General features: G+C 57.9%; 16 protein-coding genes and 1 pseudogene. 6 read left to right on the plus strand and 11 right to left on the minus strand.

What is annotated here, in order from left to right; translation table 11 throughout:
- Window positions 1-53: 53 nt before the first annotated feature.
- The 8 genes from OOT43_RS15230 to OOT43_RS15265 all read right to left on the minus strand — a co-directional run bounded on the left by OOT43_RS15230 (window position 54) and on the right by OOT43_RS15265 (window position 7861).
- Window positions 54-896 carry a trypsin-like serine peptidase gene (locus OOT43_RS15230; protein ID WP_266021410.1) on the minus strand — a complete coding sequence of 281 codons (843 nt, stop codon included), beginning with the start codon at window positions 894-896 and terminating at the stop codon, window positions 54-56.
- Between the two features lie 94 nt (window positions 897-990).
- Window positions 991-2096, minus strand: a protein-coding gene (locus tag OOT43_RS15235) for an IS3 family transposase (protein ID WP_394358017.1) whose coding sequence is annotated in 2 segments (ribosomal slippage) — window positions 991-1838 and window positions 1838-2096 — 1107 coding nt in all. Because the reading frame shifts where the segments join, the coding sequence is not laid out codon by codon here.
- Window positions 2097-2175: 79 nt separating this feature from the next.
- Window positions 2176-3126 (minus strand): hypothetical protein, encoded by a 951-nt coding sequence (locus tag OOT43_RS15240; RefSeq protein WP_266021413.1) that lies wholly within the window; start codon window positions 3124-3126, stop codon window positions 2176-2178.
- A 71-nt stretch (window positions 3127-3197) separates the two neighbouring features.
- A complete protein-coding gene (locus OOT43_RS15245; RefSeq protein ID WP_266021414.1) occupies window positions 3198-4013 on the minus strand; it encodes a hypothetical protein in 816 nt (271 codons plus the stop codon).
- A gap of 123 nt (window positions 4014-4136) precedes the next feature.
- On the minus strand, window positions 4137-5786 hold the full coding sequence (locus tag OOT43_RS15250) for a hypothetical protein (protein WP_266021415.1): 1650 nt from the start codon (window positions 5784-5786) through the stop codon (window positions 4137-4139).
- A gap of 198 nt (window positions 5787-5984) precedes the next feature.
- Complete coding sequence (locus OOT43_RS15255) at window positions 5985-6500, minus strand: metal-dependent hydrolase (protein ID WP_266021416.1); 516 nt, start codon at window positions 6498-6500, stop codon at window positions 5985-5987.
- A 32-nt stretch (window positions 6501-6532) separates the two neighbouring features.
- Entirely contained in the window at window positions 6533-7291 is a 759-nt protein-coding gene (locus OOT43_RS15260) for an NAD-dependent epimerase/dehydratase family protein (protein ID WP_266021417.1), read from the minus strand.
- Window positions 7292-7384: 93 nt separating this feature from the next.
- Window positions 7385-7861 (minus strand): hypothetical protein, encoded by a 477-nt coding sequence (locus OOT43_RS15265; protein WP_266021418.1) that lies wholly within the window; start codon window positions 7859-7861, stop codon window positions 7385-7387.
- A gap of 412 nt (window positions 7862-8273) precedes the next feature.
- On the opposite strand from OOT43_RS15265, the gene OOT43_RS15270 reads away from it, so the two are divergent.
- Window positions 8274-9379, plus strand: a protein-coding gene (locus OOT43_RS15270) for an IS3 family transposase (protein WP_394358016.1) whose coding sequence is annotated in 2 segments (ribosomal slippage) — window positions 8274-8532 and window positions 8532-9379 — 1107 coding nt in all. Because the reading frame shifts where the segments join, the coding sequence is not laid out codon by codon here.
- A 278-nt stretch (window positions 9380-9657) separates the two neighbouring features.
- On the opposite strand, the gene OOT43_RS15275 is transcribed toward OOT43_RS15270, so the two are convergent.
- Window positions 9658-10902 (minus strand): Fic family protein, encoded by a 1245-nt coding sequence (locus OOT43_RS15275; protein ID WP_266021419.1) that lies wholly within the window; start codon window positions 10900-10902, stop codon window positions 9658-9660.
- Window positions 10903-11009: 107 nt separating this feature from the next.
- Window positions 11010-14375 carry a sacsin N-terminal ATP-binding-like domain-containing protein gene (locus OOT43_RS15280; protein WP_266021420.1) on the minus strand — a complete coding sequence of 1122 codons (3366 nt, stop codon included), beginning with the start codon at window positions 14373-14375 and terminating at the stop codon, window positions 11010-11012.
- Window positions 14376-14450: 75 nt separating this feature from the next.
- Here OOT43_RS15280 and mads1 point away from each other — a divergent pair, with 75 nt between their 5' ends.
- Genes mads1 through OOT43_RS15295 form a run of 3 tightly spaced genes read left to right on the plus strand, consistent with a single transcriptional unit; the run spans window position 14451 to window position 18036 of the window.
- Complete coding sequence (gene mads1, locus OOT43_RS15285) at window positions 14451-14663, plus strand: methylation-associated defense system helix-turn-helix domain-containing protein MAD1 (RefSeq protein WP_266021421.1); 213 nt, start codon at window positions 14451-14453, stop codon at window positions 14661-14663.
- Window positions 14660-17572, plus strand: a complete 2913-nt coding sequence (locus OOT43_RS15290) for an ATP-dependent helicase (RefSeq protein WP_266021422.1) — start codon at window positions 14660-14662, stop codon at window positions 17570-17572. The genes mads1 and OOT43_RS15290 overlap by 4 nt, the downstream gene beginning before the upstream one ends.
- A 2-nt stretch (window positions 17573-17574) precedes the next feature.
- On the plus strand, window positions 17575-18036 hold the full coding sequence (locus OOT43_RS15295; RefSeq protein WP_266021423.1) for a hypothetical protein: 462 nt from the start codon (window positions 17575-17577) through the stop codon (window positions 18034-18036).
- A gap of 13 nt (window positions 18037-18049) precedes the next feature.
- Here OOT43_RS15295 and OOT43_RS15300 read toward each other — a convergent pair.
- Window positions 18050-19155 (minus strand): IS3 family transposase gene (locus tag OOT43_RS15300; RefSeq protein ID WP_394358008.1). Its coding sequence is split into 2 segments (ribosomal slippage): window positions 18050-18897 and window positions 18897-19155, totalling 1107 coding nucleotides; the frame shifts between segments, so codons are not numbered across the junction.
- Window positions 19156-19228: 73 nt separating this feature from the next.
- On the opposite strand from OOT43_RS15300, the pseudogene OOT43_RS15305 reads away from it, so the two are divergent.
- Window positions 19229-20692, plus strand: a pseudogene (locus OOT43_RS15305) (DNA methyltransferase); the annotation flags it as partial.
- On the plus strand, window positions 20682-23399 hold the full coding sequence (locus OOT43_RS15310; RefSeq protein ID WP_266021424.1) for a TnsA endonuclease N-terminal domain-containing protein: 2718 nt from the start codon (window positions 20682-20684) through the stop codon (window positions 23397-23399). The pseudogene OOT43_RS15305 and the gene OOT43_RS15310, both read left to right, overlap by 11 nt.
- Window positions 23400-23427 lie beyond the last annotated feature (28 nt).

Consider the following 23427-nt stretch of genomic DNA (forward strand, 5'->3'; position numbering starts at 1 on the left):
CTCCGGGAAGCGGGCCAAGTGCCATGCCGGTGCGAGTCGGCTCCAGCGAAGGGTTAGGCGTCACCGCGCGCCTTGATGAAGGCTTCGATTGTCTCGACCACGGTGCGCGCCTTGAAGACGATGCCAAGATCAAGCATCTCTCTCTGCTGCGCCATCGGTTGATTCTGTGTTGGTACAGGTACAGCAACGATCTGATTGAGTTCGGTTCGAAAGAAGACAGCAGCCACGACCCCAACGAAGATCAGACGAGAACCAACGACAGTATTCCCGCGCTTGTCCGAGTACATACCTTGGTTCAAGATGAACACTGGACTGCCACTGGAGCCTCCGAAGACAGATGCATCGATGATGAAGCGCGGCGTGCCTTCAAAGTCGACTACGATCGGCGATGCAGTTGTGCCTCGCCGAGCGACTGGAATCAGATTCGAACGATCCCAGATTCCGTCCGGATAGCCGATAAAGGTCACAGACTCAATGGCGTCAAGTTGCTCCAGCTGCGTCGCACTTGGGAGCATGTTGGAGTCAACACATCGATAGAACAGTTCCACGCCAGCCTGTTGCTTGATGTGTGTCTCAAGCGGGATGAAGGGAACCACGGCGATGTCTATGTCCGGCGATGGATGGCCGAACCAAGCCTGAGGCCAATCGTTGATGTCTAGCCGGAACCCGGTTCCGAGATTCGGTTTGTCGTCCTTCTTCTGATGAAATGTCAGAGAGCCTGCTTGCACGCCCTGCACCACATGCTTGTTCGTCACGACGAAGATCGCGTGCTGAGACTCCGAGAGTCGGTGCGTGTATAGGAATCCGGTACCGGAACCGAGCGCGCCATTCGCTGCACGCGTGTCGATCCTCACGGTGGTGAAGAAGAGGTTTTCTGCGAGCGACTCGACGAGCATGGTTGTGACGCCTAACGTCTGAATTCACCGGCCTGCGCGGCTTTTCGCGCAAGGTCCGTGTTGACCGCAAGGTTAGGCTGACCTGCTCCCCGATTTAGTCCGAAACGGACATAGAGTCTGCGGTTAAAAATGTGTCTGCAAACTGATCTGGCGTCAGGTAAGCCAACGAACTGTGGGGGCGTTGCTCATTGTATTCCCGACGCCACTCCTCAATGACTTGGCGAGCATGGCGCATCGAGACGAACCAATGCTCGTTCAGGCATTCATCCCGGAATTTGCCGTTGAAGCTTTCGATGCAGGCGTTCTGCTGTGGCTTACCTGGCTGGATGAAGCTCAAGCACAGTCCTTGGCTATCGGCCCATTCATCCAAAGCCTTGCCGGCAAACTCGGGGCCGTTGTCGACGGTGACTGATTTGGGCAATCCGCGGATCTCTGCCAGCCGTTGCAGCACACCGACTACACGTCTGCCAGGCAGCGAAGTATCGACTTCGATGGCCAAGCACTGCTTCGTGAAGTCATCGACGATATTCAGGCACCGCAGCCGCCGACCATCGGCCAAACCGTCCGAAACATAGTCCATAGACCAACTCTCGTTAGGCGCCGATGGCGCGACCTTGATTTGGCGCTCCACGCCGGCAATGCGCTTCCGCTTTCGTTTGCGGACCATCAGGCCGGCCTCGTGATACACGCGATAGGTGCGCTTTCGGTTGATTTCCCAACCCTCTCGGCAAAGTAGCACGTGCAGCCGGCGATACCCATAGCGCCGCTTCTGCGCTGCCAATTCGCACAGTCGTTCCTTGAGCTCCTGGTCTGCTGGCCGCTTAGCTTCGTAGCGATACAGCGACCGAGAAATACCGATCAGCCCACAAGCCCGCGTGACGCCCATCTGGTGCTTTGTCATCAGATGGGAGACCGCCACCCTCTTGGCTTGTGGGCTTACCACTTTCGGCCTACAACCTCTTTCAACGCAGCATTGTCCAGCATCGCCTCCGCCAGCAGGCGCTTGAGCCGGGCATTCTCGGTCTCCAGTGCCTTGAGCCGCTGCGCATCCGACACTGTCAGGCCGCCGTATTTCGCTTTCCAGTTGTAGTACGTCGCCTCGCTGAGCCCGTGCTTGCGGCACAGCTCCGCTACTTTTAGGCCGGCTTCGGCTTCCTTCAGGATGCCAATGATCTGTTCTTCGGTGAAACGCTTCTTCATGCTGCCTCCTATCGAGGCAGACTCTACATCACGACCGGACTAATCTCGGGGAGCAGGTCAAGGCCACGACATCACAGGTTCAATTGAATGAGTAGTGGCGAACGCGCAAGCGGGTTGAACCTGCAAGAGGTTCAAACGCAAGCACCAGTCGCTTAAGAGAGCTGCGAGAGTCGGAAAACCAATTCATTAGACGAAGCACTTTGGCGTCAATGCCGTTCGGAATAGGCAAGGTGACTCCGGGTGCTGGTGGTATGCCAAGACGGTGATATGTATTCAGCGTCTCGCATATAGCGCCGGCTGCGAGATCAGCGATTGCAACAAAATCCTCTACATCTCGCTTCCCCGTATCGGATGCTGTAGTGGCTATACGAAGGTGGCCAAGAGTGTGAGGTAAGTAATGACTGCTGATGCGCCCAAAGGTCGACACCAATTCACCGTGTCGTTCGACGTTGGCAGCAATATCGTCTTGATCGGTTATCCAGAGAACGTCTTGGTACTCGCGGGACAAGCCAGAAAGGAAGAAGGATGCGAAGTGGCAAACCCGGAGTAGTTTCTCGACAACATGCGGAGCCCAATGGGCAATGGACTGGATTTCAGGATCAGACGATTCAATTCTTCCGGATGACTTGAACAGGGATTCAATGCTCTTGTCCACCAGGATAACTACCAAGAGACCAGACAATAGATTGGTGGCCTCAAGAAAGCGGGGAAGCGCAGCATTCCGCTGCCGGTCGTTTAGTGCTTTGTAAGAGAGGCGGCGACCGTCAGGCAAGAACTGCTTCCGTAACGATTTCTGTGCTCTTAACCACGACCGGCTCCGATCAGCGTCCACGAACAAAAAGCAGAGAGCCTCGAACTGCGAAGTGGCATGCTGTCCGCTGTAGTCAGACCCGACAAGAATGGTCGATGCATTACGGAGATTGGGGATGGCATCAGGATCCGAGAAGTCTAGGGTGCGGATCAGAGAGTTGGCGACATTCATTGCGCCAAGTTCCGGCCGGTCTCCAAGTTTCCAGTTGTTGGACAGCATGGCACTCGTGGCCTAACGTCTGAATTCACCGGCCTGCGCGGCTTTTCGCGCAGGTCCGGTGGAATGATGGGTTAGCCACGCTCTTGGTTAAGGATGCCATATGCGTCTGCTGCGAGTTGCCGATAAGACATTCTGGTCATTCCCCCGTCGCGTAACACGACTACATGTCCAAGGTCATGCTCTCTCTCAACAGGGAAGGATTCGGTCACAGCAGGAACGTTCAGCGTGCCGATCCACTTACCCAAAACTCCGACGACAAATACGACATTCTGTGGGCCAAGCCCAGCGATCACACACGAACCGTTGATTAGCTGACAAAAAAAACTGTCCAACTCCTTCTGCTGCGCATCAGCTTCCTCAATTGGAGAAAATTCGTCATATCCGCGCAGGCCGAAGCCAGCAAAGCTGTCTCTTGTAGTTGATGCGCTGAAGTTCATCAACGCCCGCAATTCATTATGTCTGACGTGACTACGAAACAGATCACCATAGATGAAGTATCCAGCGGATAGAGCGACTTTCGCTAGGAAGCGTTTACGAACATGGATGTCGATCTTGAATTGTGAAGAGATTTTGTTACCAGAGACTTCGTCAGGATCGAGATAGCGTTTGTCCATGGCATCCCAAACAAGCGGTTCTTCTTTTCCACGCAGCGTTACCTGAATAGGCCTTTGTTCGTCTCCAAGCGTCGATTTGCGCAACAAGACCGTAGGCGGGGTGTTGCTGTGCCCTCTGGCGTCGAACTCTCGGCGGCGCATTGAAGTAAGAAAATCATTTGCCAAGACACCATCAATGCTTGAGCCAACTCTTGCATTGAAGTCTTTGTCGACGCCAAGGCAAAAGGCGTTCGACCCTCCAAGCGCCAGCGGAATGATGTGCTCGGAGTTCATTGCCTCCTCGGGCAAATCTAAGTCTGTGTATGGGCACCAGGGCATAAGTGGCTAACGTCTGAATTCACCGGTCTTGCGCGGCCTTATGCGCAAGGTCCGGTGGAATGAATGGTTGGGCACCGGCTACTCCGAGGTCTGAATATGGTTCTCAGCAAACTCTGAAAGACGCCGGCAATACTCGAGCATTGGCTCCAAGATCAACTGGCGATAGACCTCTCGCGGAGACTCATCCTCCAGCCCTCGGTCAGTAAGCAATGCAGTCAATGCGCTGCTCTTACGGTGAGCAGCCGATTTCGATCTTAGGTCTTGCAACAGGCGAAGCGAGGCTATCAAGTCCTCCGGAGGGTTGATTCCTCCATTTTGGCGGAGCCATGCCTGTAACTTATCAATCCCCCGAACCGGCTTGTCAGGATCGTTTGCCTTCATCGCTGCAATTTCTGTAGCTGCCAATTTAGCGAGCTGCGATTCGTTCAGGTAGTCAATAAAGACCTTGGTTGCGGCGATAGTACAGCGATCAAATTCGGTCCATTCATCTGAAATAGGCACCCGCAAATCTGCGAGCACACCCGTATCATCTTTGTGAAAGTCAACGTAAAGCCCAAACCCGAAAGCTTCATGCCATTTTTCCAGAAGCTTGCGACGCTCAAACTTTATAGCGAGATCGGGATTCGTAGGGTCGGCAAACTGGGCTAAAAAGGAACGCTTGAAACAAGTTTCGCTTAGTCCGCCATCAGGTCGAACATTGAACGAGCGCCAGTACTGCTGTTCCGACTCTGGGAGGTCACGCCCAAGATCACCCAGAAATACCACCACCTTATCTTCATGGTCGTTATCCATACGCAAGCCCCACATACTCCCACAACGTAGATATCCATCTTCGACTGAATAGAGACTGGGCTTTTCAAGGTACTTTTTCAGTACATCCTTGCGGAAATGAACCGGGGTGAGATAGTGAGGGTTATCAGCATTTTTACCGAAATAATCTGCGAGTTCATCTGGGTTGGACGTAAAAACTGCATCTGATCCATCATTGTGGATTCCGATGATGAAGGATTCATAAGTGCTTTCATCCTCGTATGGCCAGACACCACACTTTTCAATTGGCAGCGCCTCTATCAGTCGCTTGCCGAGAAACCGACCAAACGCGGGCTTTCCAGAAATCGAATCGTTGGTTACGTGCCGACTCGCGCAAAGCGCCGAATCGGTTATTTCTTCTGAGCTTTCTTCTTGAGGCTCATCAAAAAATTGCACCGAATCAACTTGTAGAAGAATTTTCAATCCCCGTACTGCGCAAAACTTTCGAATCGCCGCCGTATCCACCAGCATTGCGCCAGATGAATCGCAGAATACCACCTTCTGCTTAGTTCCGTCTGCTAGAACCTTGAAATAGTTATCTGTTTTTCGGTCGTGCCACAAGTTGTGGAATAAGCGGAACTCCTCCAGAAGATCGAATTGATCTTGTTCCAAGCCATGAAATTCGCGATGAATAACAAGGGGCCAAGATTCGCCCGATGCTGGATCGTAAGAATATTCCGTACGCTCTTCTCCGTCTTCCCACCACATTGAGAATCCGGTTAGCCCATCGCCCTTACTGACAGTCCAACTAGCGTCATTAAGGCAGTTGTCAGCCGTGTCTCCTCGAACAAGGCCAATGTAAACGCCCCCATTTCCGCTTCCGCTAATGTGCCAGCTCCAGTCAGCTATCAACCACTGCCTTCGCTCTCCGTCGCGCAGTAATTTCAGGGCCTCATCCATTGTCAGCATCTTGATCACGTCCTCTTAAAGGAAAAAGGATGGCAAAAAGGTTTCTTGAGGTGCCCAACTACAAATGGACGCCCTAAAAGGCGCAAGAAAGTACACCAAGCAGGTGCATAAGAGGAGCCTCTTGTCCGTATTCCTATGAATTCAAATTGTTTTCCCTATCTCATGTACCCGAATAAGGCAATCGATTACACCCCGTCGCCTCAACCTCTACAACCACCGAAACCGATTCTCCTTCCATTCCCGCCCGTCGATCAAGCCCTGTTCGTAGTACCCGCCCCAGTCGAAGAAGAACGGGGTAAAGCGGTTGTCCGGGCGGTGCCAGACGATGAGGGCGCAGATCGCCAGCACCACGCCCGAAATCATGTACTCCTCTGCGCTGCCGGTCTTGAGCCGGCCGCCGAACAGGTAGAACTTGCGGTCGGACCACCAGCCGAGCGGGATGCCGGAAATGGTCATGGCGTCGGTGAGGAGGTGGAACAGGCCGCCGAGGCTGAACGCCTGCCCGAGGTGGTGGAAGTCCCAGATCAGGAAGAAGAACAGGACGGCGGCTAGCCACAGGACCAGGTAATGGGTCACGGTGCGGTGGCGGACTTTGCGCACGGGGGTGATGAGCCATTCCAGCCAGTCCGGAGCGATGGCGCCGAGCATGGCGCCGGGGGCGAGCACCGGGTCAATCGTCGCGGTGATCACGCCGGCAATGACGATGTGGTTTTGCCACTTCACAGGCCGGCTTCGTCGTGTTGCCAGCAGGGCGTCTATTGAATGGTTTTCGAACGCTCTACAGCATCGTCCAAGGGGTGGTATCCCAGTTCGGCTGTCGCTTCCACGATCGACCAGAAACGATCCTTGTTATCCGAAACCCCGTAATAGATGCCAAATTCAACATCGGCGGAAAGGCAGCGTTCGACCAGCTGAATCAGATCACGGTGGCTCAGCCACGTCTGCAGGTGCCTGGGTTCATGGGTAGGGTCGTCATCGCGCAGGACCGAACCGATTCGCAGGCATATGGATGAGATGCCGAATCGATCGCAATAGAATCGGGCAAGCGCTTCCCCAAATGCCTTGCTGACCCCGTAATCGCTGTCCGGTCGAATTGGGTCCCGGACGGTAATTCGGGGTGGCGGGGCCAACGCTTCGCCTGCAGACTCGCCCGCCGGTTGCTCGTAGCCACCCGTGACATGATTGGAGCTCGCGAACACCACCCGCTTTACGGACGTCCTTCGGGCAGCCTCGTAAACGTTGCGGGTCCCGACTATGTTCGCGCTCAGGCAGTGCTCCCAATCGGCGTAAACCTTCGAGTCGCCTGCTAAGTGAATCACCGCATCGAGAGGGGCGAACCGCCGAAAGGTATCGCACAGCCGCTCGGCATCCGCGATGTCCACCGAGGCGATTCGGTCGGAGAAGGGACCTTCCCGGTCCAGACCAAAAAGGATGTAGGTGTCTGAAAGCTCCCGATGCAGTATGCCGCCTATCAAGCCGTTGATTCCCGTGATCAACACTCGACTTGGCAACATGATGACCTCCGGCGTCGGTTCTACCTCGTCGCCAGGGTAACCTGCCAGCGTGTCATTGGTAAGACAGGCTCTTAGGCTGGGTCCGCGCCTCTCTCACTTACGACAACCCTTGACCTCGTGCTTCTCGAAAAGATCGGGGAGCAGGACGGGCGTGCGCTGTTCGCCATAGAGAATTCCGCTCGTGGCATCGTAGCCGTCGCCGAGGGTCCCACCGATCGCTCCGGTCCAACCGCAATCATCGATCGATCGAGGGTCCAGTCCGAACACTTTCCTCACGTATTTTGCGGCATCCTTTTCACACCGGATGCCCTGATCCGAACACCAATCGACGATAGCCCACCAGGCACCGAGAAGCCAGGCGGTGCGTTCCGGGCTCCGAGGAGGCGCGCCAACCGTGGCGTCCGGCCAAGCCCTGCGCCATTCCGAGCGGAATTCGTCGAGCCGGTGGGGCGGAAAGTCGATTACCTCTGGAATGTGCGGACTGGGGCTTGGTGCTACCTTCGTGATCGGAGCGGCATGGGAGATTTCGGAAAGAGTCAAAACCGTCACTGCGGCCACCAGCGCGGACAAGAATCCGCCAAGTATGGATGAACGCATCGGTAGGATCCGGGTTAAGTGAAGTCCGGCGATTTTACCAAGCTGAGAGTGGAGTGCTTCCGAACTGCCAGACATGGGGTAATCGCCAATTCGGTCAGCACTTGTAGTTCGCGCATCCAGCCGGGATGTCGGAAATGGCGTTGGCGTGGGTTGCGATGATTCCACGTTTGCAATCCCTATCGCCCGCCAATGTCCAGTTCCAACCCGACCCGCTGGAGCCCTTGATTTTCCTGGGCTCGGCCTCTTGAGCACTCAAGAGCTCGACAGAGAACAGAGAGAGAAATTCGGCCAAATTGAGCTCGAAACAGGTGTTTTCAAGACCGGCTGACCTGCTCCCCGAGATTAGTCCGGTCGTGATGTAGAGTCTGCCTCGATAGGAGGCGGCATGAAGAAGCGTTTCACCGAAGAACAGATCATTGGCATCCTGAAGGAAGCCGAAGCCGGCCTAAAAGTAGCGGAGCTGTGCCGCAAGCACGGGCTCAGCGAGGCGACGTACTACAACTGGAAAGCGAAATACGGCGGCCTGACAGTGTCGGATGCGCAGCGGCTCAAGGCACTGGAGACCGAGAATGCCCGGCTCAAGCGCCTGCTGGCGGAGGCGATGCTGGACAATGCTGCGTTGAAAGAGGTTGTAGGCCGAAAGTGGTAAGCCCACAAGCCAAGAGGGCGGCGGTCTCCCATCTGATGACAAAGCACCAGATGGGCGTCACGCGGGCTTGTGGGCTGATCGGTATTTCTCGGTCGCTGTATCGCTACGAAGCTAAGCGGCCAGCAGACCAGGAGCTCAAGGAACGACTGTGCGAATTGGCAGCGCAGAAGCGGCGCTATGGGTATCGCCGGCTGCACGTGCTACTTTGCCGAGAGGGTTGGGAAATCAACCGAAAGCGCACCTATCGCGTGTATCACGAGGCCGGCCTGATGGTCCGCAAACGAAAGCGGAAGCGCATTGCCGGCGTGGAGCGCCAAATCAAGGTCGCGCCATCGGCGCCTAACGAGAGTTGGTCTATGGACTATGTTTCGGACGGTTTGGCCGATGGTCGGCGGCTGCGGTGCCTGAATATCGTCGATGACTTCACGAAGCAGTGCTTGGCCATCGAAGTCGATACTTCGCTGCCTGGCAGACGTGTAGTCGGTGTGCTGCAACGGCTGGCAGAGATCCGCGGATTGCCCAAATCAGTCACCGTCGACAACGGCCCCGAGTTTGCCGGCAAGGCTTTGGATGAATGGGCCGATAGCCAAGGACTGTGCTTGAGCTTCATCCAGCCAGGTAAGCCACAGCAGAACGCCTACATCGAAAGCTTCAACGGCAAATTCCGGGATGAATGCCTGAACGAGCATTGGTTCGTCTCGATGCGCCATGCTCGCCAAGTCATTGAGGAGTGGCGTCGGGAATACAATGAGCAACGCCCCCACAGTTCGTTGGCTTACCTGACGCCAGATCAGTTTGCAGACACATTTTTAACCGCAGACTCTATGTCCGTTTCGGACTAAATCGGGGAGCAGGTCACGGCCAGTCAAGAGACCAAATGCGCACACCGCGCCAGCCGTGGCCTACAGACGGGCACAAAAAAGCCAGAGAATATTCTCTGGCTTGGTGTCTGGTGGTGTATTCTGGACCTCGGTTCAAACCCACTCTTATGGCGCATGAGGAACCGTGAGGGAGTTTGTCCGGGGATTGGGAGGATTGACCAACATTTGGGATTCATGAAGGAGAGGACCGCTGGTATCTCCACTAACCGTGGGTGCCTGTTCCCGAGGGTGCACGGTCATCAGCGTGTCAGCAATTCGATGTAGGGCTGGTAGCTATAGCTGCGGTTGGTTTTCTGTCCGGTCATTTCGGTTACGATCCCAAGGTCTTCCAGTACCTTCACGGCGGCATTCGCCGTAGGGAAACTCGTGCTCAGTTTCTGCCGCACTCGCTCAATGGTGAAGCGGGGCATCATCGGTAGCGTTTCGAACAGGCGGTAGGCGACGGGTCCTGCCTTGGGCGATTCGAGCAGGCGGCGACGATCTGCCGCGACCAGACTGGCAATGGCAACGATGCCGCGCTCGGCCTCGTTGGCGGCTGTGGCGACACCTTCGAGGAAAAACGCCACCCAGCCTTCCCAATCGCCTCCGGTGCGGATGTTGGACAGGCGCCGGTAGTACTCGGCCTGATGCTGTTTCAGATAGCCGCTCAGATACATCAGCGGCTCGGACAGCAGGCCCCAGTGTTCCAGCAAAGCGGCAATCAGCAAGCGCCCGATTCGGCCGTTGCCATCCAGGAAAGGGTGGATGGTTTCGAACTGTGCGTGAACCAGAGCGATTTTCACCAGCGGCGGTAGTGTGGGCGCCGCCTCGTGGATGAATCGCTCCATGTCGCCAAGGAGCTCTGCCACCTGCTCGGCGGGTGGAGGCACGAAGACCGCATTGCCGGGCCTTGTACCGCCGATCCAGTTTTGCGAGTGGCGCAGCTCGCCCGGCTGTTTGCCGGAACCCCGCGCTCCCTCCAGCAGCAGCCCGTGGGCTCCGCATAGCAGGCGCACGCTGATGGGAAGGCCACAGGGGCTACGAAGGTTGTCCTGAACCATGCGGAAGGCGCGCAAATAATTGGTGACCTCCTGCACGTCATCGGTGTTGTCGACGGCAAAGCCGGCTTCCTCGTCGAATAGATCGGTCAACGTGGCTTGGGTGCCCTCGATTTGCGAAGTGAGCAGGGCTTCCTTGCGGATAGCGCCGTACAGCAGCCAGTCCACCGAAGGCACCAGTCCCGCTATCCCCGACAGGCGCGCCAGCGCCAGCTCCGCCATGTGGTTGACGGCAACGAATGATTCCGGAGCCAGGTCTGGATCGCCGGGCGGCAGCGGGTGAGGCACGAAGGCGCGTACGGATTCGCCCAAAGTAGAAGAGATGACGTAAGTCCCGGCTGTGCGCATTGGGTTAAAGACTTCTTGTATAGCGACGCCGGATATTAAAGCGCTCTTTAATGGCTCGCGCCACCATGAAAGAAGGCTTTCATCGAACCCGCGCGCCATTTGCCAGATCAGTGGAACACGGAACCGAACCCGCGTCCGCTTTCAGGAGCAGATAGTAACGCCTTGGCCTTGAGGGCATGGATTCGATGACTTGGCCCAGTCGCTGATCAACGGGGCGGATCAGTTCGAGCTATCTCGCTCCACCCACGGTCGAACGTGAACGTCCGGGACTGGCCGACGGGGTTCTGAATTCTCAGCACGCGGGCTTGTGCGGGATCGGTCGCGTGTTCGACCACGTACAACCAATACGCATCGCCTTTTTCGCAGGCGCAGTCGAATTGTGTGTGCGATAGTCCCACGGGGCGATCTTCCCAACTGCCCGTCATCGACTTCACTTCCACCCATCGAATCTGCCTGCCACTGCTGTCGGCCTCGTATAGGTCAAAACCGGGGTTGCCATCCGGCGTGCGTTGCAGCGTGGGTTCGAGCGAAATGATCAGGGTTATGGCCTGATCCTCGATCTTCATCCGTGTTGCCTGATCGAGGCCATCAGGATCGGGCCCTTCGTCATCAGGATGAGTGCCGAGGTAGGAAATGAACGGTCTTCCGCCAGCCGAGCCAGGAGTCCGTTTCTCCTGCCCCCCGCTGCTGGCACCGCCACTCTTACTGCCGCTACCGGTATGGCTACCAGAGCCACCGTGTACCCCGCCGTTGCCCTGACCGCCGCCGCGTGGCGCCCCTGTGCCTGCTCCACCCTGACCGCCGCGTCCTGCGCCACTCGTTGCGCCGTCGCTGTCCGGGTCGGGCGTTTTTGGCGGAATGTCCGGCATATCGTCGCCGTACAGGTCTTTCGCGTCGTCGTAGACATCCTCGCCAGGTCGATTGGTGTCGTCCGCCTCTTCTTCGGTCGGAATCTCGTCGGACGGCGCATCACCGGATGAAGCTTCGTCCTCTGGCGGTGCGTCAGTGATCCCAAGCCGTGAGGTCAGATCTGCCACGCTGGTAATGCCGAGCTTTCGCAGCAAGTCGAGGGCGGCAGGATCGATACCAACCTCTTTGGCCAGTTGGTCGATGATTGGTGGCTTGAAGGCGATCTTGCTCAGCAGAAAGGGGTTGGGTTTCCAACCGAGAGTGTCGAACACCACGAGGCCAGGGGGCACCAGTTCGCCGTTGGCATCGGGCACCCAAGCTCCTTTGTTGAGATAGCGCAGGAAGGCAGCCGGGAAAGGCGGTGTCTTGCGTTCGCCGTAGTGCGACCAGGTGTAGGAGCCATCGAAGATACCGCGCCCGCGACGCTCTTCGAGATCGCCCAGACTCTCCCAGATCAGTCGGGCGCGCTCGACGCGTTGCTCCGGGGTGAGTTTTGGCAGAAGCGCAATGAGGTCGTCGAAACCTTGAAGCAGCCAGTCGACGATCCGGTCATTGATGCCCGAGGTTCCCTCGTGGCCCGTTTGCCGACGCAGTTCCAACTTTTCATCCCGCGTTAGTGCGTGCGGAGCCTCGACCGGGCGCGGATACCGCAGCGCACCGCACGCTTCCAGCAGTTCGCGCATGCTCTCGCCGCGTAGGCAGTCGTACTTGTCATCGACGATGAAGACATCGGCCACTCCCGTGAAGAGCTGCTTCAAGCGGTCGGTGGCGACGTAAATGTCGCCGGGCTTGGCGACGTAGACTTTACCGTCGCCGGCATCGACCACCATCACGAAGGAAGTTTCGCGCAAGGCGGAACGCAGCTTTTCCCTTTGTGCTGTCGAGTCGGTGCTAAACGCCGAGCGGATGCGTTCGATGTCTGCGGCGTAGGCATCGCCGTCCACATCGACTTCTTCCTCTTGGTACTTCGGCAGGACGTTCCAGATCACGTCATCTACCGGGTCCGGTTCTGTGATGCCCAGCGAACTCAAGAAATCTCGTGCCTCGGGTGTTGCACACACCGCCCGACGCATCGTCGGGAAGCTGGTGGCGATGTCACTGGGCAGGAACGCTCTGGCGTTACCGTTCTCTCGGACGACGACGTGAGTACCGTCTTCGAGGCGGATGAGAGGAACAATGTCGAGGTGGCGGCGCAAGGCTTTCTCCTGGCCGCTCAGGAATTCGTATAGCCGCAACACCCACTCGTCCGATTGCGCCTCAAGAAACGCCTTGGTCAGGCTCGGCACCAGCTTTGTCGGGGTGATCTCGTCGATGTCGAGTTCGCGCATCAGGTACTGGCGAATCTCGGGTGCCTTGTCCTGGGTGATGTCGCCTGATAGCCAAGCGGCGACCTTCGAACCGAATAGCGCCGCAACCTGTTCCGGGCTGAACAGCTCGCGCAACTCTTGCGTGCGCGCCAGCTTGGCCTGATGGGCGGTGACATGCCTGCTGTCGAAGGTCGGAAGCAGCGCCTCTTCCTGAAATGCCTGCCGGACGGCATCAAATATTGGCGCAAACCGCGAACCCTTTGGGAACTTCTCGCGGTCAAGCGGCAAGCAGCGCAACGCTGCAACATCCAGCATTGCCTTGTCGCGCATCCAACGCATCGCCTCCACCAGCAGGCTGGAGGTCTCCTTGACCAGATGCTGGTTCCACGGCTCGCCGGGCGGAATGTTGTCGCGGCTTGGCGTGGTGCGGTACGGCCCCTGCACGAGAAAGCCAAGGTGGCTCTCAACCACTGTCGGGAAGAAAACTACCAGCGGCGACTTGGCCAGCGGCTGCACCACCCAGCGACCAGGGTCATCCTTTACCGCCACCAACGAGAAAGCAATTTCCACCCTTCCGACTTTCTGTCCCTCGGCAGAAAACACGTCGCGGTGGAACACCATCCAGTTCTGATCGACCTCCTGCCGATCATCCTCTGTGCCTATCACCGTGATGAGCTGGACATTGGGGCCAAGCGATTCGGGGATATTGCGCAAATAGAACCCGGACGCCCCGCCCTCGACGCTCCAGTTGATTTCGTCAATGTGACGCAGGAACAGCAGTGCGCCTGGGCCCAAGTGGCGGAACCCCGTCGTGATCTCCTGCGCTGCGCTCGCGTCTTCCGGTTTCAGGGGCAGGATGATCTGTGTCTCATCAGCATCGCGCGCCGACGGCTCCAACCGTTTGGGAAAGACGTAATCCTCAATGGCGAAGTCCTCGTCGCCAGAGTGGATCTCCGGAAGATCGGTGACCGTGTAGACGGACTTGAAGCCGAGGCCGAAGCGGCCAATGGAGGACTCGTTCTTGGTGCTCTCGGCGATGTCGCAGACGCTTCGGACGTCGGCCTCGTCGAACGGCTTGCCGAAATGCGAGAGCGTCAGGCGGGTCGGGTTCAGGGTGAACTCGACCTTTCGTGATTTGTGCCACTCGCCTCGCCGACCGAGCGCGTCCTCGGCGTTTTGCAGCAGTTCGAAGATGAAGTGCGTGCGGTCGTCGTACAGACCAGCTGCAAGCCTCCCGGACTTCTGAGCACCTTTGGTGCCGTAGCTCTCCCGGTTCTCCTCGCAAATTGCCTCGTAGTTGGATGCCACCACTGCTCCCTCTCGGTCAGGCACCTGCTCGATGCCAAGTTTGCCCAAGTCTGCATATTCTTGGAATATTATGACAAGATGTGGCAGTAAACCAAACACCGCGCAAATGACATGGGAAAGCCGATGAGCGACCAGCCGAACGAAATCCTCACCCTTGACGAGGTTGCCACCTACCTTAAGGCAGGCAAGCGTACGGTCTATCGCCTCGCGGCGAGCGGCAAGCTCCCGGCGTTCAAGCTGGGCGGGACGTGGCGCTTCCGACGCGGCGATCTGGACGAGTGGATTGCAAGCCGTATCGGCAAGGCGACGGTTGATGACGACGAGGTGGCGGAATGACCTCCAGCGCCACCTCACTCCAGTCCAAGGCCAATCCACAGCAGCTTGAAGCCATTCTGGCCACCGATGGCCCGGTGCTCATCATCGCCGGGCCAGGATCGGGGAAAACCTTCACCCTTGTTGAGCGGATCGTCTATCTCATCACCCACAAGGGTGTCGCACCCGAGTCTCTGCTGGTTGTCACCTTCACCGACAAGGCCGCGCGCGAGCTCACTACCCGCATCTCCAACCGGCTGGCCGCGCTGGGCATCCAGTTCAACCTGAACGAGATGTACCTCGGCACATTTCACTCCATCTGCCTTCGTCTGCTGGAGGATTACCGCGAGTTCACACGGCTCAAGCGCAGCTTCACGCTGTTCGACCAGTTCGACCAGCAGTACTTCCTCTACCAGCACATTAAGGACTTCCGCGAAATACCAGACGCCGAGCTTGTCATGGGCGATGACCAGACGGGCCGCTGGGCGCAGTCGGAGAACCTGTTGAAGTGGCTCAACAAGGTCGGAGAGGAGGCGCTTGATGGCACCTCGCTGGCGGCGGCCCCTGATCCAGAAATCCGCGCCCTGGCCAATTGCTTTGCCAAGTACCAGGCTCTGTTGCACGAGCACAACTCGCTGGACTTTTCAGGCATCCAGTACGAGGCCCTGCAACTGCTGGAAAAGCGCCCCGAGGTGCTGGGGCAACTGCGCGACAAGCTCACCCACCTGATGGTGGACGAGTACCAGGACACCAACACCATTCAGGAACGCATCCTTCTGCTGCTGGCGGGCGAGCGCCGCAATCTGTGCGTGGTGGGCGACGACGATCAGGGCTTGTACCGCTTTCGCGGGGCCACCATCCGCAACATTCTGGAGTTCCCGGCACTGTTCGACGACGGCCAGTGCAAGCAAGTCAAGCTGACCGTCAACTACCGCTCGCACCCGGACATCATCCGCTTCTACAACGAGTGGATGCGTGAACAGACCTGGGACGACGGCATGCGCGTGTTTCGCTTCGCCAAACAGATCGTTCCGCGCGAAGATGACTTTCCCGATTTGCCCACGGCGCTGCGGCTGACCGCCAGTGACGACAAGGACGACACCACCAACTGGCACGCTGAGGTTCTGGCCTTTCTCAACGGGTTGAAGTCCTCCGGCCAGCTTGCGGACTGGAATCAGGTCGCCTTCCTGTTTCGCTCGGTCAAGAACGACAAGGTGGTGGCGCTGGCGCGCTTCCTCGAAGCGCAGGGAGTGCCCGTGTTTTCTCCCCGCTCGAACATGTTCTTCGAGCGCGAGGAGATCCGCCTGATGATCGGCGCACTGATCTTCCTGTTCCCTCAGTTTCCCAAGGTGCGGGCGTGGGCCGAAGGCGTCACGCTGCCCATCTGGGACTACTATGACCACCAGTGCTTCAAGCCATTCATCGACGAGCTACGCAAGCCGGAAAACAAGCCGCTGCTGGACTGGGCACGCCCGCTTGCCAAGCGCCACGCCGTGCTGACGCAGAACACTGACTACGCCTTTTCCGGCCTGTTCTATCAGCTGCTGCAGTTCCCACTGTTTTCGCGCTTCCTCACTGATGAGGCCGTGCAAGGTGTGGACAAGGGGCGCGCCGCGCGCAACCTTGGTACCTTCTCCAAGCTGCTCACCAAGTTCGAGTACCTGCACTTTGTCAGCGTGCTCAACCCCGAGTGGCTGGAAAAGAATCTGCGTGACCTGTTCAATCAGTTCCTGCGCTTCCTGCAGGATGGCGGCATCGGCGAATACGAGGACGAGGCCGAGTACGCACCCAAGGGCTGCGTCTCGTTCCTGACTATCCACCAGTCCAAGGGGCTGGAGTTTCCGGTGGTGGTGTGCGGTTCGCTGGAAGCGGTGCCGCGCAAGCAGTACGGAACACTTGATGTGCTTCTGGAAGATGGCGGCTACCTTTCCAAGGAACGCTTTGAGCCGCTCGACCACATCAAGAACTTCGACTTCTGGCGGCTGTTCTACACCGCCTTCTCGCGTGCCCAGAACTTGCTGGTGCTGGCGGCGCAGGAAAAACAGGGGCGCGGCAAATCGCCGTCCAAATACTTCGAGCGGCTGTTCTACGAGCTGCCCCGTTGGCGTGACGTTGATCTGTCGGCGCTGACCTTCGAGGCCATCAAGCAGATCAACCTCAAGCGCGAGTATTCGTTCACCTCGCACATCACGGTGTTCGAGAACTGCGCCGAGCAATACCGCTTCTTCAAGGAGCTGGAGTTCGCGCCCATCCGCGAAAGCCCGATGCTGTTCGGTACGCTGGTGCATCAGACCATCGAGGACATCCACAAGACCGTGCTGCGCGGCGAAGAAGCCAGCATTACCTTCGATGCCATCAAGGGCTGGTTCTCGGCCAACTACGCCATGCTCTCGAAGAAGGAGCGCGTCTACCTCGCACCCTCCTCGCAGCAGGCGGCGCTGCTGCACGTGCTGCGCTACTACGAGCGCGAGAACGGCAACTGGGATCGCATCAAGGAGGCCGAGGTCGAGATCTCCCTCATCAAGGATCAGTACATCCTCAAGGGCAGCGTTGACTTGATCCGGGGCGAGCACGACACGGTCGAGATCATCGACTTCAAGTCGGAGAAGAAGCCCGACATGGAGAAGGATCGGGATCGCCTGCGCCAGTACCAGCATCAGTTGGAGGTGTACGCCCATCTGGTCGAGGAGCGCACCGGCCAGAAGGTGAGCCGGATGCACCTGTACTACACCGGAGAGGACGGCGGCAATCCTTACGTCTCCTTCACCAAAGACGACCGCGCCATCGGCAAGACCATCGCACGCTTCGACGACATCGTCGCCCGCATCGAGCGACAGGACTACCAGATCGCCGCACGCCCGGCCAAGCTGTGCCAGAACTGCGATATGCGCGCTTATTGCGACAACAAGAATTGGGCTTTCAGGACTGCCTAGACATGAAGAACGAAATACCCGTGCAGGATGCCCTGCAGCTCACGACGCCGGCTATTAGCAGCACGGTGACAGTGGAGAAGTATGAATTCGAGCCCATCAAGGGCTATCCGATGCTGAACTGGCGCGGCAAGCGACCTTTTACGTCAACCCAGTACTACCCGGCGCAGCTGAAGGAAATCCACGGCGACGAAGTGGACGGATGGCGCAACAAGATCTTTTGGGGCGACAACCTTCAGGTGATGAGCCATCTACTCAAGCAGTTCAGAGGAAGGATTGACCTGATCTACATCGACCCTCCATTCGACTCAAAGGCCGACTACAGAAAGTCAGTCACTCTCCGGGGAAACAAGGCGAAAGGAGATCAAGCGGCGTTCGAGGAGAAGCAGTATGGGGACATTTGGACGAACGACGAATACCTTCAATTCCTGTACGAGCGCTTACTTCTGCTGAAAGAACTCCTCTGACCTGCTCCCCGATTTAGTCCGAAACGGACATAGAGTCTGCGGTTAAAAATGTGTCTGCAAACTGATCTGGCGTCAGGTAAGCCAACGAACTGTGGGGGCGTTGCTCATTGTATTCCCGACGCCACTCCTCAATGACTTGGCGAGCATGGCGCATCGAGACGAACCAATGCTCGTTCAGGCATTCATCCCGGAATTTGCCGTTGAAGCTTTCGATGTAGGCGTTCTGCTGTGGCTTACCTGGCTGGATGAAGCTCAAGCACAGTCCTTGGCTATCGGCCCATTCATCCAAAGCCTTGCCGGCAAACTCGGGGCCGTTGTCGACGGTGACTGATTTGGGCAATCCGCGGATCTCTGCCAGCCGTTGCAGCACACCGACTACACGTCTGCCAGGCAGCGAAGTATCGACTTCGATGGCCAAGCACTGCTTCGTGAAGTCATCGACGATATTCAGGCACCGCAGCCGCCGACCATCGGCCAAACCGTCCGAAACATAGTCCATAGACCAACTCTCGTTAGGCGCCGATGGCGCGACCTTGATTTGGCGCTCCACGCCGGCAATGCGCTTCCGCTTTCGTTTGCGGACCATCAGGCCGGCCTCGTGATACACGCGATAGGTGCGCTTTCGGTTGATTTCCCAACCCTCTCGGCAAAGTAGCACGTGCAGCCGGCGATACCCATAGCGCCGCTTCTGCGCTGCCAATTCGCACAGTCGTTCCTTGAGCTCCTGGTCTACTGGCCGCTTAGCTTCGTAGCGATACAGCGACCGAGAAATACCGATCAGCCCACAAGCCCGCGTGACGCCCATCTGGTGCTTTGTCATCAGATGGGAGACCGCCACCCTCTTGGCTTGTGGGCTTACCACTTTCGGCCTACAACCTCTTTCAACGCAGCATTGTCCAGCATCGCCTCCGCCAGCAGGCGCTTGAGCCGGGCATTCTCGGTCTCCAGTGCCTTGAGCCGCTGCGCATCCGACACTGTCAGGCCGCCGTATTTCGCTTTCCAGTTGTAGTACGTCGCCTCGCTGAGCCCGTGCTTGCGGCACAGCTCCGCTACTTTTAGGCCGGCTTCGGCTTCCTTCAGGATGCCAATGATCTGTTCTTCGGTGAAACGCTTCTTCATGCTGCCTCCTATCGAGGCAGACTCTACATCACGACCGGACTAATCTCGGGGAGCAGGTCACCTCAGCCCAAGCGGCGCGATCTTTCTTCACTGCGACTGGCACAAGAGCCACCACATTCGATGCATCCTGGATGAAGTCTTCGGGCAAGGCAACTTCTGCAACGAGATCGCACGGATTAAATGCAATCCGAAAAATTCGGACTTGAATGCCTTCGGGAATATTCACGACACAGTCTTCTTCTATCGGAAGGGCGGTGAGGGTTACGCCTGGACCAAGCTCCGTGAGGAGAAGGATTCGGAGGACCTGGCACGGATTTACGAGAAGGTCGACAGTGCTGGCCGCAGGTACACGACTGTAGCGCTACACGCTCCTGGCGAGCGTGCCGGCGAGACAGGACAGCCGTGGCGCGGAATGCCGCCACCGAGAGGACGTCATTGGGCATACGTCCACGCACAGCTCGACGAGTTCGATACCTTAGGAAAGATCGAATGGTCATCGTCGGGCAATCCAAGGCTAATCCGGTACGCGGACGAAGATGATGGAAACCGCGTTCAGGACGTGTGGACAATGAAAGATCCACAGTACGTTGACTATCCGACCGAGAAGGCAGAGGAACTGCTGGAGAGAATCATCTTGGCTTGTTCGAGGCCAGGAGAGCTGGTACTTGACTGTTTCATGGGGTCAGGAACAACGCAGGCTGCCGCCATGAGGCTCGGTCGGCGCTTTATTGGGGCAGATATTAATCTTGGCGCAATTCAGACGACGACCAAACGGTTGATCGAACTTGGAAGTCAGCTACGGCAACAGTCGCTCGATTCGAAGGAAACGCATTTCACCGGATTCGAGGTTCACAACGTCAATCATTACGATATCTTCCGCAACCCCGTTCAGGCCAAAGACCTGTTGATCGAGGCGTTGGAGGTACAGAAGCTGGAGTTCAGCACTGTGTTCGACGGCGAGAGGGACGGGCGCATGGTCAAGATCATGCCCGTCAACCGGATCGCCACACGCGCCGACCTGAACGAATTGATCCACAACTTTGACCAGAAGGCGTGGCAGCACCGTCACAACGGGCATCCGACCCGCCCGGTCGAGAAGATCACCCTCGTCTGCATGGGCCACGAGCCAGACTTGGCAGCGCAACTGGAACTGGCCGCCAAGCCGTTCAAGATCGACGTGGAAGTAGTGGACATCCTGCGCGACAAGACCGATCTGGAGTTCAAGCGCGACTCGCAGGCCAAGGTGGTGGTAAAGGGTAGCGAGCTGGTCATTGAGAGGTTCTACCCGATGAATCTGCTGCAAAAGCTCTCGCTGCAGAAGGAATCGGTCGAGGACTGGAAGGAACTGGTCGAATCGGTCCTTATCGACTGGAACTACGACGGCGCGGTGCTGCAACCGGCGGTGGTGGACATCCCAGTCAAGAGCGAGCAGGTCAAGGGCGCGTACAAGGTGCCAGACGACGCAGGCACGATCCGCGTGAAGATCACCGACTTGCTCTCGGAGTCGTGGGAAGGGAGCATCAGCAATGGCGGCTAAGCGTGCAACCGCGAAGGCCGGCGGCAAGGCAGCCAGCGCGTCCGGCGCGTCGCTGGATTTCGCCTTCTTCCGCTTTCTGTGGCAGTTCTACAAGGACAACCGAGGGGCGATCCGGCAGAACTACAAGGAGCTTACCCGCAAGTTCCTCGACTTCAATAACCCGCAGAAGAACCCCAAGGCCTTCCTACGCCAGCCGCAGTTCGAGGCGCTGGAAACCTACGTCCTCCTCAAAGAGTTCCTTGGCAATGCCAAGGTCGAGGAGGTATTCAGGGCTTGGTACGAGCGCAGCGGCAAGTTCGAGGGCCGCAAGTTCGGCTCCTTCCTCGGCACCGCCGGCCAGGAGATGTTCTCGTTTGGGGAGTCCGACGAGCTGGAACTGGGCTCGTACAAGCTACTGTTCGAGAAGATGCGCAAGAACTCTCGCGCCTACCCGAACTACATCTTCGCCCTGACGATGGGCACGGGCAAGACCATCCTGATGGCCACCTGCATCTTCTACGAGTTCCTGCTGGGCAACAAGTTCGAGAAGGACGCGCGCTACTGCCACAACGCGCTGGTGTTCGCCCCGGACAAAACTGTGCTGCAATCGTTGAAGGAGATCGAGGCGTTCGACCTGACCCGCGTCGTGCCGCCGGAGTACGTCAACTTCCTGACCACGCACCTGCGCTTCCACTACCTCGAAGAAGCAGGCACCTCGCTGGACACGCTGGATCGCTCGCGCTTCAACATCATTGTCTCCAACACGCAGAAGATCATCCTGAAGCGCCAGCACAAGGAAAAAACCTCCGTCGACAAGCTGTTCGGCGCGACCGGCGAAATCCTGGCCGCCAACGGCGTCTATGCCGATGCCGCCGATCTCTACAACTTCGACCAGCCCGAGGAAGAAGGCGAGCTCACCACCAACCAGCGCTTCGAGAAACTTCGCCGCCTGGAGCAGCTCGGCATCTACGTGGACGAGGCCCACCACGCCTTCGGCAAGGCGCTGGCCAAGGACATGGGCGTCGGGGCCAAAGAAACCGACACCAGCCTGCGCACCACCATCGACATCCTTGCCGCCAGCCTCAATGCGGCAGGCACGCGTGTGGTCGCCTGCTACAACTACACCGGCACGCCCTATGTGGGCCGCGAGGTGCTGCCTGAGGTGGTTTATGCCTATGGCCTGAAGGAGGCCATCGACAAGGGGTTCCTCAAGAAGGTGACGCTGCACGGCTATGCCAACACCCGCACCGACGAGTTTGTCGATATCGCCATCGAGAACTTCTTGAAGGAATCCGGCGAAGTGCGCCCAGAAGGGCTGCTGCCCAAGCTGGCGTTCTTCGCCGCCACCATCGACGAGCTGACCGGAGAACTGCGACCTGCGGTGGAACGCGCGCTGCTTAAGCACGGCATCCCGACCTCGCGCATCCTGGTCAACGTGGGCGACGACAAGCTCACCACCAACGACGACATCCGCGAGTTCAACCGACTGGATACCGAAGGCTCGGACAAGCAGTTCATCCTGTTGGTCAACAAGGGCCGCGAAGGCTGGAACTGCCGCTCGCTGTTCGGCGTAGGGCTATTCCGCGAGCCCAAATCCAAGGTGTTCGTCCTACAGGCCACGATGCGCTGCCTGCGCGCCATCGGGGAGGCCCAGCACACCGGCCACGTCTTCCTTTCGGACGACAACCTCAACACGCTGAACGACGAGCTGCAGCAGAACTTCCGCATCAGCGCCGACGAGCTGCAAAAGACCGGGAAAGACAAGGAGCCGGTGCAAATCCGCGTGGTGGAGCCGCCGGTCAAGATCAAGCTGGTGCGTGTGCGCAAGCAGTACCAGATACGCGAGAAAGCGCTTGTGCCCGGCCAGACGCTGGGCCTCGACCGCGCCGACAAGGAAAGCTGGAACACGTTGGTCGAGAAGTACCGGCTGATTGAAACTCAGCAGGACGGCTTGACCGCCGCCGATGCGGCGCGCGCCTCTGGCAGTCGCACCTTTGACCTGACCTCGCGCCGGGAAAAGCGAGCCTTCTCACGGCTATCGCTGGTGGCCGAGGTGTCCCGCTATTTGAACCGAAGCCCGCTGGAGATCGAGGAGCTGCTCGACGCGACGAAGGAAGGTGCCGACGAACTGGTGGCCATCACCAACGAGTTCAATGAGCTTCTCTACGACGAGATCATCCCGCGCTTGTTCCGCCAGCTCTACGACCTTGACGAGTCGCAGCAAACCGAAGAGCACGAGGTCGATCTGATCAAGATGCCCCCGAACGGCTACTACGAGGTATCGGCGGCGAAGGACAAGATCGTCCGGATGAACGACGCGCAGATCAAGGACGAAGAGCGCGCCAAGAGCTTCCACCTCGACACCTACTGCTTTGACTCCGGCTCGGAGAACTGGCTGTTCTGGGATCTGCTGCGCGAGCAACGGGTGAAGAAGATCTACTTCACCGGGATGCTGACCCACGGCCAGTCCGATTTCTTCATCCAGTACATCGACCCGGATTCTCGCACCGTGCGCAGCTACTACCCGGACTTCATCTTCCAGCGGGAAGAACCGGACGGCAGCCTGAAGTACGTGATCGTCGAGGTCAAGAACGATTCGCAGATTGAGGATGCGGTAGTGCAGGCCAAGAAGGACTTCGCCCAGCAGATCGCGGTGGCCAGTGGCATGGAGTACCGGATCATTAGGTCGAGTGATGCCGACAAGCGAGCCTATCGCGTGCTCTTGTAAGTCGGACAACGGCAGATCGGCCAAATCT

The organism is Methylococcus mesophilus, from assembly GCF_026247885.1.
Lineage (GTDB): Bacteria > Pseudomonadota > Gammaproteobacteria > Methylococcales > Methylococcaceae > Methylococcus > Methylococcus mesophilus.